This window comes from Bacillus sp. FSL H8-0545 (assembly GCF_038006105.1).
Lineage (GTDB): Bacteria > Bacillota > Bacilli > Bacillales > Bacillaceae_G > Bacillus_A > Bacillus_A cereus_U.
This window is the reverse complement of record NZ_JBBOUO010000003.1, coordinates 151,666-166,806: the sequence shown is the minus strand read 5'-3', so window position 1 is coordinate 166,806 and position 15,141 is coordinate 151,666. Positions and strand designations below refer to the sequence as shown.

Here is a 15,141-nt window from a genome sequence, read left to right as displayed (position 1 = left end):
TATTTCTAGAAGAAAATACAATCAATCTCACCGCTATCTTTCAGAGTTCCTTACATCTACTGAGACAGTGAATAGTAATTGTTTATCTTCTTTACGTAAAATTGATAAACGAACTGGTAACACCATATGGTCAACTACAAAAAATGGTTTCCAGACCAGGAAACCATTTTTAATTTTATTTACATAACAATAGTAAATTAAGCAGTAAGAAGGAGTGCACACATGAAAAAAATGTTAACAAAAGAATTAAGTAATGAATTAAAGAAGCGAGAAGGAATCATTTCTATTACAGTTGAGCCTTATGAAAAAATCGAAGTTGGTGGAATTCGTGTAGATGGACCAGCTGTTATTCTAATTAATCAAGAATAGCTAAAAATAGTTGTATGAACGAAGAAAAGGATCAGCCTTTACGAGAAGGGAAGATCCTTTTTGTTTGCTGTTGATAATAATAGGATATACATATATTCCATCTGATGTGGTTAAAAGGAAGGAGAGGGTCGCGATTATCATGGTGGAAAGCTTAATATTGGTAGGATTTCTTTTTATGTTATATACATTAGTTGCTTAAAAACACTAATTATTTGAAATGATAGATTGTTTTCTTTTTAAGGGCGAGATTTATTTTATAGGAAAATTGATAATTTTAAGGAGGAATTTAGATGGATGCAAGGAAACAACGCATAAAATACGAGAAGATGTCAAAGAACTATGAACGTATTTCTTTAGTTTCGTTTCTCCTATTAATTGTACTTGTTTGTAGTAGTGTGATTATCATAGGAGCTACAGGGGGAAAATATGGCGTGTTTTTGTTGTTAGCAATTTTACTTAACGCACGTATTACTAAAGAATCTCAAAAAAAGTATGAGCAGTATTCTAATAAAGGGCGTATTTAAAATGATACATATCTTGAAAGGAACAACCTGGATGTACATTCAAAATATCCCTATATCATTACCTATTAATGAGTTTTTTGGAGGGAAATGACTTTAGCGAACAAAACATGGTAAGTGTACCTAATCCCTACGTATATCAGACATTACAATCAACAATTGGTAAATATGTGGTTATTGAAACTGTAAGAGGAAAGTTAAAGGATGCGAAACCAGATCATTTGCTTATTGAATATACGGTACCGTATATTGTACGTATTCAAAAAATTGTATGGGTTATGCCAAAACAATAATCTAATTTGATTTATAACAGATTAGCGTCATAGACGAACAAGTAAAAACACAGGGTTTTATCTCTGTGTTTCTTCAAATTTTCGTTTTTGAATATATGCTTGAGCATGAATAATTTCTTCCTGAAGCTCTTTTAATTCTTTCATAGATTCTGATTCAATAGCCATGTAAGTAGTAACTAAACTGATCATCATATCCATCTTCTCTACTATATTTTGAATGACTTGTTCAGATTGCTCTTTTTTAGGGTGTTGTATTGCTATTAATACATTTTCCATATAATTGTTCTTTCTTTGCTGGATATCATAAATAAACTGTTTTGTGTTTGAGTTCATTTGTCGTTCCTCCGTTTTGCATATATTTCCATTCTATCATATTTGAATAGAAAATATTGGATTCCTTTAAATTTACACCTGTCTCGCACATTTCCTCAAATATACAAACTAACTCCTTAACATACAGGGAACTAATCAAAATGTGTCGATTTTATGTCTAAACATACAATTTTCTTTTTGGAGCATGGTATGGTGACCCCATATAGATATATCAAATAGCTATAATGTGTAAACAAATTGTATGGTCTATACCCCTAGCATATAAAAGAGAGGAGGTAACACTTTATGGAAAACAGCATAGCAATAAGAAACCCTGAACTAGCTAAACAGTGGCATGAAACTAAAAATGGAAAACTAACTCCTTTCCATGTTACAGTTGGTTCCAATAAAAAAGCATGGTGGAAATGTGAGAAAGGACACGAATTTATCCTTTTGCTGTACACTATATCAACAATATATGTATTTGAAACAGATAATTACAGAACACAGTAGTAAATCAACCAATTCCAATCATATAAGCATTGCTTAAAAAGAAAATTTTTATTACGCACATAATCTATTTAGGTTATGTGCTTTTTTGTCGGAATTAACAGATATAATTTTCAGAAATATTATTGATCAATCACGAAAACGCGATAAAATAAAAACATAGAACATCATGTTTTCGTGATTAGAGAGGAGGAATATAATGACTGATAAGAAAAGTTCTGTAGAAAAAAATTTTTAAACTCCCCACTTTCCAATGTTTTTACAGCAAGTGAAGCCGAACAGAAGTGGGGATTAGAAAAAGGTACCGTGAGATCGTCATGTGTACGTGGTAAATTAAAAAATTACGTGGAATTAGGATTAGTCAAGAAGTCAGGAAATACATGGCTTCTAACTAAAGAGGTTATGACTAAAGTTTACGGATCTCAAAAGAATTAGGGATTACCCATTAAAAATAGACACGAAAAAGCCCCCACCACCGCCAAGTAAGTAAGGGCTTTTCCAGATACATTATAAAAGAAAGGCTGATTCTAGAAGGCAAATATATACCTAAAAACTCATCACAGCAAGAATATTTTATCACATTTAACTAAAAAAGAAAAAATGAAAATTATTATAAAAACCAATTTAAATAAGCGATATAATGTCACTTGTAAATGGTTTGGTATAGATAATTGTATTACCTCCCACATTTGCTTCTTCGGTACATTTGGAATATCTATTTTTATGGTTGTAGCTACATATATGATCTCTGGAGTATATTTTGGGTTTTAATTCTAATATCTTTCAACCTATATAATTAAGGAGGAACTATTTTATGAATAAAAAATCTGTAAATGTAAAAATTGGTGATCCTGTACAATTCCATTATCGTCATGATTCTTCAGTAACACTAATTGGTTCGGTAGTTAATGTATTAACTAATACCATTGTTGTGGATGTCTCCGATTCTTCAAATAAGATCCCTGGACTAGAAAATCGGCAACTAGTAAAGTTTGGTCAGTTTAAAAAAATTCGAAAACAACATTTGCTCTTGGCGCACTAATTTTCCCTTATAACTAATTACTTTTAGGAGGATATAATATGAGGCCAAAACGCGGTGAATTTTTCCACTTTTCAAAAGATAACACTGTATACTTAGTTTTAGGTTACGCAAAAATGTTCGGTAATGAAGAACACGACTTTATTAACCTTAAAAGAATAAAAGACTCAACTACTATAACGCTTAGTGCAGATTTGTTTTTGCTCTATATACAAGCTGAAAAATTCGTAAAAGATAATGTACTAGTAACTAGTTAATGAAGAACACATTTAAACATATCTTTCCCACCATATTTTCTTTTTTCAATAGTATGGTGGGAAAAACGTAAAGGGTGAGAGAAATGAAAGGGAACGAAAGGCTTTTTTGTATTTAATAAGAAACATGGGAGGACTTATGTTTACTTAGTACGTGCTACTTATAAAAATCAAAAGAAGAAAAATATCCCCTTGTTTTCATTTGGTCGATTAGAGGATGCTCTCAATAATATGTATGATTGGCGTGATAATTTCGATTTATTTCCTGTAATTTTATCTGAGCTAGGATACTCCTGGGAAGATTTACACGAATGGATCTTAACTTTAGAGACTGGTTATAGCAAATACGGAAGAAAACTTTGCATAGCTAACGATTAGGAGGGGTATGTAGTATGGAGAACTTTTTGAAAGAAAAACATCGAAGAGAAAAGTTAGAACAAATTTTCAACCATACAATAAAAGGACAAAGTTATTTCCAATGCGATTCTTTCAAGTGGAAAAATATCGTATTTAAACATTACAATAAAATTAAACGAAAAGAAATGAGTATAGAACAACTCGTTTCAATAATACAAAAAGAAGGAATAACATTTACACAACATCCTTCGTTAATAACATATCCGATAATTGATTTTATAAAGTATATAGCGAAAATCTGTAAAGAAACAATAGAAATTGAGTCCTGTTAATACAGGACTTTTCTTTATAAATCATTATTGAAATACACATGAGGGAGTTTTTGATAATGTCCGAAGGTATAAAGAAAAGGAACGGAAATTCAATTACACATGAACAGTTCCTAACTAAAATTTATAAATTAGTAGGGGAAGAATACAAGGTTTTAACTACTTATACTTCATCAAAAGAGAAAATGGAGCTATAATTCCATAAGAAACATCGCTATAATGGTTGCCTTAAACCCCTTGTTATCATGGCATTAGACAAGGGGTTTTCTTATTTTATGGTGTTTCTTGTAAAGATACAATTCTAAGGGTGATTTTAAATACTTAATTATCTTGAACTTCATTTAATATATTTATCTCACATTCAAGTTCTTTTGTATCTATATTTAAAAAGTCCATTGTCATTGCAAGAACTTTTCCATCTTTATTTCTCTTAGATCCCCATAAACGAACAGCCCTATTGATTTTACTATCTTCATATATAATTTGAACTGTTCTTAATTCTTCTCCATCCACAAATTCACGATGTATCCAACACTCTTTAAATTCCAAATTCTCATCAGATTTATGCATGTTATACTTCAACATTACTTCTTCTAATTCTGGAAACCCCAAACCTTTTTTCTCCAAACAAATATACTCAAAATCCCAAAACTCTATAAAATGATAGATAAGCTCTTTTTGACTTTTCATCATAACTCCCCCACCCAAGGATTTTTAAAGCATTATATATATTTGATATCTGTTACATGATAAATTTTTATATATAGTACATTATCATGTTGGTTCCTAAATCTTAATTCATTACAAATCATATCGTAGTAATGAATATAACCCACTTCCAAATATGCTTTGTTTTGTTTTTGATATGAAATGCTTACTTGCTTGTTTTCAGCAATTGCACAACACACAATATCATTTATAAGATCTAATTTTTGTTCATCTAAAATAGGCATCGGTACTTCATTTTGCTTATCGTATAATTCATTTAGTCCTTCAAATTGTTCTTTTATTGCTGAAAATGGAACCCAACGCATCATACCTCTATCAATCATGTTCTGTATTCCTCCTTATGCTTTATGCCCACCTATTTTTCCGTTTCTATCCCTTTGTGTAGCCCCTTTAATGTAACTGATACCTCTCATAATTAAATTCTTACCATGTTTATGCCGTATACTATCCATTGTTTTTGCTAATTTCCTTTTAGTATCTTTTTGGGAAGTATCTTCGAACAATGACATTTGAATTGCGTCATCCCTGGTCAAATTTTTCAGTGTAATATGTATTTGGCGTACCGGATGACCAGAATGAAATCTTTTTAATATTTGTAAAGAAGCCTCATATACATCTTCAGTTAAGCAAGTAGGTTGATCCAAGGTAATCGCTCGTTTAAATCCTCCACCGATGTATTTGCTATAGCCTATAGAAAGCTCAACCGTACGACAGCATTTATCTATAGATCGTAAACGAAAACAAGTTTCTTCAATTTGTTCTAGAAGAAGTAATTTTAATTTCTTTGGGCTAAAACAGTCCTCTAACAAGATTTGTCCTTTTGTTATAGAGGTACTTTTAGGAATGTATTTATTAGCAATACGGCTCTCATCAATACCGTATGAGAAACGATATAACTCTTCACCTTTTACTTTGCCAAATCGCTTGATTAGATGTTCTTTAGGCGTTCTAGCAACATCCTTCAAGGAAAATAGCCCCATGCTGTGGAAAGCTTCCTGAGTCGCCGTTCCAATTCCCCATACTTTTTGTAGGGGTTTAATATTCCATAATTTCTTCGAAACATCTTCGTATGACCACATTGCAATCCTGGAATTCGAATGTTTACTTTCCACATCTAGAGCAACTTTTGCAAGGAACAAATTCGGCCCAATTCCGATGGATGCAGTTATGCCCGTTTTATCGTATATTTCTTTTTGAATCCTTTTAGCAATTACAATTGGATCACGTCCGAAAAGATGAGCGGTTTGTTGCATGTCTAGAAAGCATTCGTCGATTGAGTAAACGTGTAGATCCTCTAACGCTACATACTTTGTATAAATTTCTGTGATTTGATTTGAAATTTCAACAAATCTTCTCATTGTTGCATTTACGATAATTATATTTGGATCTTTTGGCACTTCGTATAATCTGGTTGCTGTGGAAATGCCCATTTTTTTCAATTCGGGAGTGGCGGCCAGCACAATAGATCCTTTTCTATTTACGTCACCAACAACAGCTAATTTTACTTTTAATGGATCTAATCCTCTCATGACACATGCACAGCTAGCAAAAAATGAACAAAGATCAATGCAGAAAATCATTCGATTCATGCATTTCGAGTAATCAAACATTGTTTACCCTCCAGAAACAGAACGTTTGTTCTTATTATAAACCTTTTGTTTTACGTTATACAACCGTTTAGAAAATATTTTTTAATTATCATTATGGTACGTGAAATTATTAATTTAATTCTTCAACATTCGACCACTCAACAATATGATATCTCTTATTTTATTAAACTTGTTTTCATTACTCCATGAATTAAGAAAAGCCTAAACCCTTGTGTATCAATAGGTTCAAGCTTTTAATTTTATAGGAATACCCTTTGCAACAAGTTGCCATTAGAATAGTGTATCAGCAACTTGTAGCTATTACTATGAATGCTATATTACGCAAAATTATTACAGTTTTTTAGTTTTCTATTTTTATTATATGCTCCATTTTTACATTTATTCTTTATTTCGAAGTTTGAAAAATAGAAGTTTTGGACAAGTTATAACTAAAAAACAAAAGAGGTGTATTATATGTCATGGTTTAAAAAACCCCGTTCAAAACTTGGAAAATTCATAGATAAACACGATTTAAAACAAGTAGATATTGCTAAAATTGGTGGACTAAGAGAATCAACTGTTAGTCGTCTAGCAAATATAGAAAGTGTTTCACCAAGTATGAAAAGTGCTAATAAAATCGTTAAAGCTTTACGTAAACTAACTGGTAAAAACGTTAATAACACAGATTTTTGGACTTAATAAGGGCTACTAAACTATGTAGTCCTTTTTAACAATTCAGTTGCAGAGAAGAAAGCCTGTGGAACTACAAAACTTCTTTTAATAGAAATGTACGTACATACACATTATATTTTATTCCAAAACTCTCTAACTTCTTTTCTCGATAATCAGATATTGTAAAAAATAAAATGTTTGGTACGATATCCCTTTGCTTTTTATATAGCTTTGCAATTAAACTATAATACTGTATTTTTTCTTCATTATTTTTCATGTGTTGCAGCCTATCAATTTCAACAAAATGTGGGACTTGATCTACTAAATAATAAGCATCTGGTACAATTATTTTTTCTTCATTTTGGTATCTGAATTTTATAACTTGCTCTATTTTCCAATCGGGAAATCCAAGCCACATCCAAGCTTCATTTCTTAAAAGTATATGTTCAAGTTGGTGTTTCTTTTTTCGTTCATTGGGTTCTAATCCTAGCAAGGCACAACCTTTTTTATTGAGATAATATACATATTCCCGATTATGCGAAGTGACATGACAATATTGCCGGAGATCCTTCAGAACACGATTTGCATTTCGAATACTCCCTAGACAGTGGATGGCTTGCAATTGCCTCCTAGAAGCAAATTCCAGCTTATTTAAACTCGATAAAATCTCGATTTGTCTCGCTTTCTGTTTGAGTGTTTGATGCCTCATTTTGCTTCACCACCTTATATTGCTTTAACAGCTCCCACATATCTGTATCCTTTAAAAAAGGTACCTGGATTTCTTCTGTACGATCTGTCTTAAATAATGCTCTTCCTGGAAGGGAAGGCAGATCCTCCAGACCTGGTTCATCCAAAGCAACTTGTGAAGCGACCGCCGTTGGTAATCGAAAGCCTATTTTCGCATCAGCATTTTGTTTAATTTGTCTTGGTAATGTATCAGAAGTAGGATATTGCGTACAAAATATGAGCCGGAATCCTAAACCACCTCCTATTCTTGCAATTTCAGATAACATCTCCTGGCACAAAAATAATACATCCCGTTGTTTTTTAGGTAATCCTTGTGTAGGACATAGATTTGCTCCTTCATCTACTATGATGAAGCAACGTTCTTTAATTGATGTGTCTATGATATTGGTAAAATAGGACTTCTTCATCATTTCAATCTGTCTTACCATCTTTTCACGTACCCTCATCAACATTTCTAACGCCTGTTTCGGATTTTCAGCGACCTCTACAACTTGAGACAAATTCTTGTAGGGGCTAAATTCTAATCCTTCCTTCAAGTCAATAATAAAAAAACTTACATGTTGAGATTGTTGTAAAATCAAACTCGTCATCACATTTTTTAGAAATACTGTCTTTCCAAACCGTGTCATACCCGACACGCACATATGCGGTGTTTTCTCGAAATCATGATACACATGTTTATCTAACGCTTTCCCCATCATAACTCTCCATGTATGCTCTTTTAATAGATCCTTAGACCAATTCCACATTTCAGGTATCTGTTGCTTAAATACGCGAATATGAAGCTCTCTTTGATGGAACGATATTTTAACAGGTTTATATAGGCCTTCTTCTAATACTTCAGCTAATTTTTGGATAAGTTGACTAGGTACACCAAGTGGTAACTTGTAAACATAATTCATACTTATATCATCCTTAATTTCTTTTATAAAAATGGGGTATTGTAATTCACCTTTATGCTGGACACATATCTTTGCAATTTCAAAAAACGTTGCAATTTTTTTCTTATCACTCATTCCGTTACTTTGATAAAAATACGCTACAGTTATAAAGGTTGCTGGAATTAATAAAAGTGACAACATTCCCTCCATACCTCCTTAAGGTAGTTGAGCCTGTATGGAAGCTTAGAAAAAGCGGTTTAAGATGCGCTATTATAATCACTTTCAACTACCAGGTGTAATACTAACGTAGAAACACATCTAGTATATCCATTAGAACGTACCAAACACTCCCAATCAACAAGCATTTAAGACCCGCACGTAGCAACCAACCTGGAAGATAAAGACCTTTCTTCTTCAGCAATTTTATTCCTAAAACTGAAGCTCCGGTCACGCCATATACAATCCCTAGCTCTCCAATGATTGTCATGTTTATCTCATCCTTTCGGTTTGATAGATAAATTCCCCTTACGATCTCTATAAAGTTGATAATCATCCAGTAGCTCATTCCATGACAATGCATGTTCTTCGCCGTATAACTCCTCTTCAATCTTTTGACTTAAATAATAGTAACCTCGGTATTGTTGGTCCAGATATACTTCGTGACGTAACATATGCTCTTGTATAGCACATATGTTTTCTTCATTCTTATTAGCTTTGTACATTTGATTCAATGTTCGAGAAGAATACAGATAAGGTGTACTATACAGCATTTGATATTGACTCATATGTCTTCACCATCCATATAGAATTCTAGATACACTAAATACATATGATAATGATAAGGATTTTCGAATTTGTCCCTAAAAAAATACGTCATTCCAAAATAGGAATGACGTTCGACAAGAATCTTAAATTCTTTGAATCTGTGTTAATAACAAGAAAACCACCCTTTCTTCACGCCGTCGCAAGCAGAAAAAGAGTGGTTTTCGTAAAAATAAACGATAATTGATAGCCACCACCTGACGGTAGCAGTTATCAAAAGAGGAGCACATGTTGGTAGCATGTTGCTCTCTTTTTTATTGTATGATTTTTTAATCAGGTATATACCTTAGTTTGTATTTACAGTATACCATTAAGAAAAAGATTTGCAAGTGAACTACTCGCCAATTATTAGCTCTTATGAGCTTACTTGAAGTAGGAGCTTCTCGGTTAGTCATTACTTTTGATAGCTAACAAATTAGTCCTAAGACAGTCGAGCTAACCCCCTTGCTCCAACGTTCTGAGCCTTTAACACGTCTTGCTAATCCTCGTTGTACCTTTGCTAATTGTTCTAACATTTTACGATAGAACTTAGGAGAATTGGTTTTCTCATCCTCAGAACTAACGTATAATCCATCCATTGCAAAATCTAATCCAACAACTGTTTCTACTTCTTTTTGTACAGTCTCTTTTTCATATTCAGTCAAGATCGACACGTAGCATTTACCATGAGGCGTCATAGAAATCATATTCGTTAAAAAAGGTTGTTTTTATATTAGAAAATATCCTTATTTTTTGTATATGAATGGAATATTTTTCAGTCATTTTAGTAACAATTTGAGACTCCCACGACTGAAGTCGCAAGCCCTAATCCTTACGGACTAACGGGTGGGATTCTTGAATGACTAAGCGTTCGCAGTCCATTTCTGTTTTGAACAGACTTCAAGATGAGGGCATCTCATTGCCCCTCCTAAACCAGACCATATAGGTGCTTAGGCTGATTGACTGTTACCATCAATCACAGTTGCGTAGCGAATATTCATCGCCCCAACGATATCACGATGTTTCTCAAACCCACATGTACAATTGTATTTTCTGTCTTGTGCCTTGTTCTTTTCAGAACATTTTGGACAGGTTTGACTTGTATAAGCAGGGTTTACATATTCGATCTTAATACCAACTAATGTCGCTTTGTACTCGATAAATTGTGCTAAACGATAAAATGACCAAGTATGTAGATTTTTTTCGTTTTTACGGCTTGTTCTTGCCGTCTGTCTAATATTCGTTAGTTGTTCTAATCGAATGACAGAAATATTATTATATATTGCAAAATCAATAATTTTACGACTTACTTTGTGATCTTCGTTTTTCATCCATCTTTGTTCTTTATCATTATTTTGGCGAATAGCATTCAATTGCTTACCTTCTCCTAACTGCTTGCGGACACTACGAAACTTACGTTTCATATATTTATTTCGTCTTCCGTTTCCGAAGAAACGAACCCTGTCACCGTCTGTTACTGCAACAGCGGGAACTTTTAGCCCTAAATCGACACCCATTATCTTTGTTCCTGTCTTTTCGGTTGTAGGAATTGTAACAGATATTTGGGCAATCCATTTGTGAGATTTTTTTGTGATGCGGAGTGTACCTAACTTGTGTTTTAACAAATTATAGTTACGATTATTCTTATCTACTAATAAAGCACGTATTTTCAAACGAGTTGATTTTCCGTTCACCATAAATGGAATCGAGATGTGTGTGAAGTTAAATGAATAATTTTGGTTATTCCATACGCAAACGGGTTTCTTTAAAATCGGAACGATTTTGTATTTACTTTTTTTCACCTTTGTAGAAAACACACTTTTCGCATCTTTAATCGCTTGATTCTTAACCGCACTTGGTAGGTTAGCGAGAACATCTTTTGTACTTTTCTTAGTGCTTTTCTTTAACTCAACCATTTCAGATACAAGTTCATTAATGACTCTGATATATTCTTGGCTACTTTGTTCCAATAAACAGATCTGTTCTTTTGTTGGAAGCAATTTAACTTGAACTGTTATGGTTTGCGACATAAGTTTCACCCCCTTGTTTTTTGATTTTCAACATAATGTTTTATTGTCTCACTTGATACATTTCCAGCAGTAGAAACAAAATAGGAACGTGTCCATAGACTTGGCAAATGCATAAGGTGAGGAAATTCTTCCCTCAAACGCTTTGATGTTACCCCTTTAATTTTTGCCATTGTATCGGCGGGACTAAGTATTGGCATTGTATTTAAAAACAAGTGAACGTGGTCTGTATCACATTCCATTGCGATAATAACAATATCCAGTCTGTTACATATTTCTTGAACCAACATTTTGAAACGTTCTTCTATTTTTGTGTTTAGAAAAATCTTTCTTCTGTATCGTGGACAAAACACAAAATGATAGTTAATGAATGATACGATTGGTTTAGTTCTTCTATAATCATTTATCATGGTTATACTGTATCAGTTTGTTTATGAAGATTAGTTAATAAAATCTAATATAAATATATATCTTATATATATTAAAAATATAAAGATAAAACTTATATAGGACTGAGAAATGTACGTATATCCTTACTGTAACAAAGCCTTTTATCATTTCATAGCGTAAAAAATCATAAATAGTAGAATCTAACAACGGAAAATTAGGTATTATTATGATTTAAAATCTACAAATAATCATAAATGAAATTTAGTATTCCTACATAAAAAATGAAACAAATTAATACATTGTTAAACATATTTATTCAATCGTAAAATTTCATGTGAATTTACGAAATCTCCACAATCTTATTGTATTTACCCACAAAAGATTCACATTATGTGTTATTTAATCAACATTGTCAAGGCTTAGCACATAACTCACATTAATATTGATGATTTTTGATAGATTAAGGCGTTTAAGCTATTTATATCAATGATCATCTCACTAAATTATTCACATTATGTGTTATTTATCTACTTATCCACGAAATTTAATTTTTTTCTTATGATTTCTTGTAGATATTTGAATATATTTAGACAGCTTATAACATGTTTTTATGGAAATATGTGTGGAAATTGAGATAGGTACCATACTATTTTTGTATATGATTGCATAAAAAAAGACTCTATTTTGAATAGAATCGAGTAAATTTACTTATTGTGAAGAATGAGTAAAAGCCTTTTAAATAAATGTATCAACACGAATAGCCCTCTATCTTGAATTTTTTTCAAAAATAGAGAGCTGATTAGGATTAGTTCGTTTTCATTACTGCGAGTACTTGCTCAGCTGTTGTTACTGGAATACCAGCGCGTATTAACTGTTCAAAGGCACGCATAAATGTAACTAAATTGAAGCTATCTGGTACTTCAATAACGCGAAGCTTTTCTTTCGGTAATCTATCTATCTTTTCAATGAACAATTCACGAACATCACTAGGAATAAAGCGCTCTTTATGTCCTCTTGCTTTTAAGAGTTCACGTATTTCTATTTCTAAAGCCATATAAGCGTTTAGGTTTGTACCTTGTTCATAGGCATACTTTCTAAACAACGTTTCTTCTTGATACTTTAGATAGTTGCGGTGATATGATTCCTCTGTAACAGGTACAGCAAATTTGTAGTTTAGTAACTCATACGTTTTGCGGAACAGCTTTTTGATGTTTCGAAGAGAGTACATAGAGAAATGCAATCCGAAATCAAATACAGCTTGTTCTTTTTGTTCTTTTGGAACATGTTGTGTAATCAGAGGATAAATACCCTCTTTAGCTGCGGTATCAAGAATTTGATATTGTGATGTTTGATTTAATAATTTTTTCAGTGTATATACTAATTTGCTTGGATACTCTTCATTACGATCTATCATGTCACGTAAGCTATGAATTACGCTTCGAATTTGTCGATGGCATGTATATTTAAGTACATGGATAAACTTGTTCATGTCTTGTGTAAATTCACCAATATTCATTTCTTGTAGTACGGATTCGATAAAACGAGCTTTACGAGCATAAGTAAGCTTTGGTGTGAATGGATCGCGATACTGTACTTCTCCTGTTTCTTTTGCACATAAGAAATCCGTATGTAAGGATAGATATAGAGTCGTATATCTTTTTTTATTCTTAACCCCTTTTTGTAATTTACAAATTTTGAATAGTGGAGTCCCTGTACATGGTAATGCAGTTGTTAATTCTGTCATAACTGCGCGGATTTGATGTGGATATTTTTTATGTAAAAAGCGGTACATCCCACCAAAATGAGTTCTATTTCCTCGTTCATCTTGTTTATCTAAGGAACGTTTTAGTGTAGTCTCACTGTGCTGTTGCATAGCAATATCTAAGAATAGCTTCTTAGCTGCAACTGATAGCTCAAAGAAAGCTTTCGTAAATACCACTGGGCTAATATAAACATATGCATTGGCCTTTTCAGTTTCCTCATTCATAAAATGAGTTAATTTAATGGTATATCGGCCATCTAATTCATTTTCAATTGTAATAATGTTATGTAGGTTTAATTTTTTTAATGAAATATAAAATTGGGAATGCTGTATGTAAGCAAATTCTTCTTTATATAGTTTATAATCTTCCCACATCATATGTATTGTTACATTTGGAATGACTCCATTCGTGTAACATTTTTTATGTAGATATAAGAAGACTTCCAAATCTGCGTTTGTAATGCCATATAATTTATGCTTTCTTCCCATTGTTTCCGAAATAGCAGATAGTGTACGACGTGAAAAAGATGGTTTAGCCTGTGCTACGAAGCCATCCACATCGGCAATACGCTCCTCATATGTCATATGATCAACAATATCCTCAAGGTATGTATCTTTATAGCTGTAGTATTTCTCTTCGAAAGTTTCAACAAGTTTTTGCCAAGACTTCAGTGTTACTAAAATTGCATTTGTAGATTGTCCATTTAGACTACGTTGATTACGAATAATAAATGATTTTCCCATCTTTTTCACCTCCTACCTATAAATTCAGAAATAAATGCCAAAACACTATAAAATATACCAATTTTGATTATACCAAATCGAAATTTGTTGAAATGCGTCCCTTTAAGAGAAAAAATAAAAAGATGAAACGCCCTTTAATCCCTTGTGTATCAAGGGGTTTCAGGATTCTTGAAATTTTTTTTATGGACATGATGTGGCTATGAATTTTCATATTGGTAGAAAAGAAGGAAAATAGCAAAAAAACCTTGTAAACATGATTAAATCAACAGTTATATCGATTTTTTAAAAATTAAAAGGGACATGATATGGCTATGAATTTTCATGTTTATAATTGTGAATTAAACAGATGAAACCCTTTAAACAGTGATGTTAATGGGCTTTATCTGTAATTTTACAATTATAAAAGGAACATGAAGTGGCTAGGTGGGTTTTCATGTTTGGTTAAAAAAAGGGACATCATACAGCTATCGATTTTCATGTTGCATAAATACGTGAAAATAGGGTTATAAACGTGTAAAGCCTTAATATAAAAAGGTTTATGGGGTTTTCATCTAAAATAAAAGGGACATCATATAGCTATAAATTTTCATAACTAATAGTATAGCTGTAATAGAAACGCTTATATATCAAGCTTTAAGCACTTTTAGAAAAAAATTTCGAGTTAGTAAAAAGAGTTACATAATGTCATTTTTGTTTCATGTTTTGATGGAAAGGGGAATGATATGACTATAAATTTTCATTTTTGATGAATTTGGGGTATTCGAAGTAACATATATATTTTCATCTTTACATTTTTGGCTTTTACTTCTCTGTTA

20 protein-coding genes and 3 pseudogenes are annotated in these 15,141 nt (G+C 32.3%); 11 read left to right on the top strand and 12 right to left on the bottom strand.

Annotated elements, in window-relative coordinates; translation table 11 throughout:
• The first annotated feature begins 222 nt into the window (after positions 1–222).
• The 3 genes from MHI07_RS28675 to MHI07_RS28665 all read left to right on the top strand — a co-directional run bounded on the left by MHI07_RS28675 (position 223) and on the right by MHI07_RS28665 (position 1,183).
• Positions 223–369, top strand: a complete 147-nt coding sequence (locus tag MHI07_RS28675; protein WP_000738547.1) for a BC1881 family protein — start codon at positions 223–225, stop codon at positions 367–369.
• 290 nt (positions 370–659) lie between these two features.
• A complete protein-coding gene (locus MHI07_RS28670; protein ID WP_078177298.1) occupies positions 660–893 on the top strand; it encodes a hypothetical protein in 234 nt (77 codons plus the stop codon).
• A gap of 68 nt (positions 894–961) precedes the next feature.
• Positions 962–1,183 (top strand): DUF2642 domain-containing protein, encoded by a 222-nt coding sequence (locus tag MHI07_RS28665; RefSeq protein ID WP_078177297.1) that lies wholly within the window; start codon positions 962–964, stop codon positions 1,181–1,183.
• A gap of 57 nt (positions 1,184–1,240) precedes the next feature.
• On the opposite strand, the gene MHI07_RS28660 is transcribed toward MHI07_RS28665, so the two are convergent.
• Entirely contained in the window at positions 1,241–1,516 is a 276-nt protein-coding gene (locus tag MHI07_RS28660) for a hypothetical protein (protein WP_002191560.1), read from the bottom strand.
• Between the two features lie 285 nt (positions 1,517–1,801).
• On the opposite strand from MHI07_RS28660, the gene MHI07_RS28655 reads away from it, so the two are divergent.
• The 7 genes and pseudogenes from MHI07_RS28655 to MHI07_RS28630 all read left to right on the top strand — a co-directional run bounded on the left by MHI07_RS28655 (position 1,802) and on the right by MHI07_RS28630 (position 4,181).
• Positions 1,802–2,008: a zinc-ribbon domain-containing protein gene (locus MHI07_RS28655; RefSeq protein ID WP_234804666.1), complete on the top strand. Its 207-nt coding sequence runs from the start codon at positions 1,802–1,804 to the stop codon at positions 2,006–2,008.
• Between the two features lie 255 nt (positions 2,009–2,263).
• Positions 2,264–2,440, top strand: a pseudogene (locus MHI07_RS29485) (helix-turn-helix domain-containing protein); the annotation flags it as partial.
• A gap of 379 nt (positions 2,441–2,819) precedes the next feature.
• Complete coding sequence (locus MHI07_RS28650; RefSeq protein WP_340827254.1) at positions 2,820–3,047, top strand: methyltransferase; 228 nt, start codon at positions 2,820–2,822, stop codon at positions 3,045–3,047.
• 38 nt (positions 3,048–3,085) lie between these two features.
• Positions 3,086–3,301 (top strand): hypothetical protein, encoded by a 216-nt coding sequence (locus MHI07_RS28645; RefSeq protein WP_044797606.1) that lies wholly within the window; start codon positions 3,086–3,088, stop codon positions 3,299–3,301.
• A gap of 87 nt (positions 3,302–3,388) precedes the next feature.
• Positions 3,389–3,676: pseudogene (locus MHI07_RS28640) on the top strand (hypothetical protein); the annotation flags it as partial.
• Positions 3,677–3,690: 14 nt separating this feature from the next.
• Positions 3,691–3,987, top strand: a complete 297-nt coding sequence (locus MHI07_RS28635; RefSeq protein WP_340827253.1) for a hypothetical protein — start codon at positions 3,691–3,693, stop codon at positions 3,985–3,987.
• 56 nt (positions 3,988–4,043) lie between these two features.
• Positions 4,044–4,181 carry a hypothetical protein gene (locus MHI07_RS28630; protein WP_340827252.1) on the top strand — a complete coding sequence of 46 codons (138 nt, stop codon included), beginning with the start codon at positions 4,044–4,046 and terminating at the stop codon, positions 4,179–4,181.
• A gap of 124 nt (positions 4,182–4,305) precedes the next feature.
• On the opposite strand, the gene MHI07_RS28625 is transcribed toward MHI07_RS28630, so the two are convergent.
• From MHI07_RS28625 to MHI07_RS28615, 3 genes are read right to left on the bottom strand one after another with little or no spacing between them, the layout of a single operon-like run.
• Positions 4,306–4,674 carry a hypothetical protein gene (locus MHI07_RS28625; RefSeq protein WP_105590282.1) on the bottom strand — a complete coding sequence of 123 codons (369 nt, stop codon included), beginning with the start codon at positions 4,672–4,674 and terminating at the stop codon, positions 4,306–4,308.
• A gap of 32 nt (positions 4,675–4,706) precedes the next feature.
• Positions 4,707–5,036: a YolD-like family protein gene (locus MHI07_RS28620; RefSeq protein ID WP_199663514.1), complete on the bottom strand. Its 330-nt coding sequence runs from the start codon at positions 5,034–5,036 to the stop codon at positions 4,707–4,709.
• 15 nt (positions 5,037–5,051) lie between these two features.
• Complete coding sequence (locus tag MHI07_RS28615) at positions 5,052–6,302, bottom strand: Y-family DNA polymerase (RefSeq protein WP_445661765.1); 1,251 nt, start codon at positions 6,300–6,302, stop codon at positions 5,052–5,054.
• Between the two features lie 474 nt (positions 6,303–6,776).
• On the opposite strand from MHI07_RS28615, the gene MHI07_RS28610 reads away from it, so the two are divergent.
• Entirely contained in the window at positions 6,777–7,001 is a 225-nt protein-coding gene (locus tag MHI07_RS28610; protein ID WP_340827249.1) for a helix-turn-helix domain-containing protein, read from the top strand.
• A 64-nt stretch (positions 7,002–7,065) separates the two neighbouring features.
• On the opposite strand, the gene MHI07_RS28605 is transcribed toward MHI07_RS28610, so the two are convergent.
• From MHI07_RS28605 to MHI07_RS28570, 8 genes and pseudogenes are all read right to left on the bottom strand, one after another.
• Positions 7,066–7,683, bottom strand: coding sequence for a replication-relaxation family protein (locus MHI07_RS28605; RefSeq protein WP_340827248.1), 618 nt, complete (start codon positions 7,681–7,683; stop codon positions 7,066–7,068).
• A complete protein-coding gene (locus MHI07_RS28600) occupies positions 7,622–8,803 on the bottom strand; it encodes an FtsK/SpoIIIE domain-containing protein (protein WP_340827247.1) in 1,182 nt (393 codons plus the stop codon). Before MHI07_RS28600 ends, MHI07_RS28605 begins: the two co-directional genes overlap by 62 nt.
• Before the next feature lie 100 nt (positions 8,804–8,903).
• Positions 8,904–9,089, bottom strand: coding sequence for a hypothetical protein (locus MHI07_RS28595; protein WP_002107213.1), 186 nt, complete (start codon positions 9,087–9,089; stop codon positions 8,904–8,906).
• Between the two features lie 7 nt (positions 9,090–9,096).
• Positions 9,097–9,387, bottom strand: coding sequence for a phage protein (locus MHI07_RS28590; protein ID WP_033717025.1), 291 nt, complete (start codon positions 9,385–9,387; stop codon positions 9,097–9,099).
• 480 nt (positions 9,388–9,867) lie between these two features.
• Positions 9,868–10,107 (bottom strand): annotated as a pseudogene (locus MHI07_RS28585) (transposase); the annotation flags it as partial.
• A gap of 246 nt (positions 10,108–10,353) precedes the next feature.
• Positions 10,354–11,433: a transposase gene (locus tag MHI07_RS28580; RefSeq protein WP_340827246.1), complete on the bottom strand. Its 1,080-nt coding sequence runs from the start codon at positions 11,431–11,433 to the stop codon at positions 10,354–10,356.
• A 5-nt stretch (positions 11,434–11,438) separates the two neighbouring features.
• Positions 11,439–11,840 (bottom strand): IS200/IS605 family transposase, encoded by a 402-nt coding sequence (gene tnpA / locus MHI07_RS28575; protein ID WP_340827245.1) that lies wholly within the window; start codon positions 11,838–11,840, stop codon positions 11,439–11,441.
• A gap of 785 nt (positions 11,841–12,625) precedes the next feature.
• Positions 12,626–14,326, bottom strand: a complete 1,701-nt coding sequence (locus MHI07_RS28570) for a hypothetical protein (protein ID WP_340827243.1) — start codon at positions 14,324–14,326, stop codon at positions 12,626–12,628.
• Positions 14,327–15,141 lie beyond the last annotated feature (815 nt).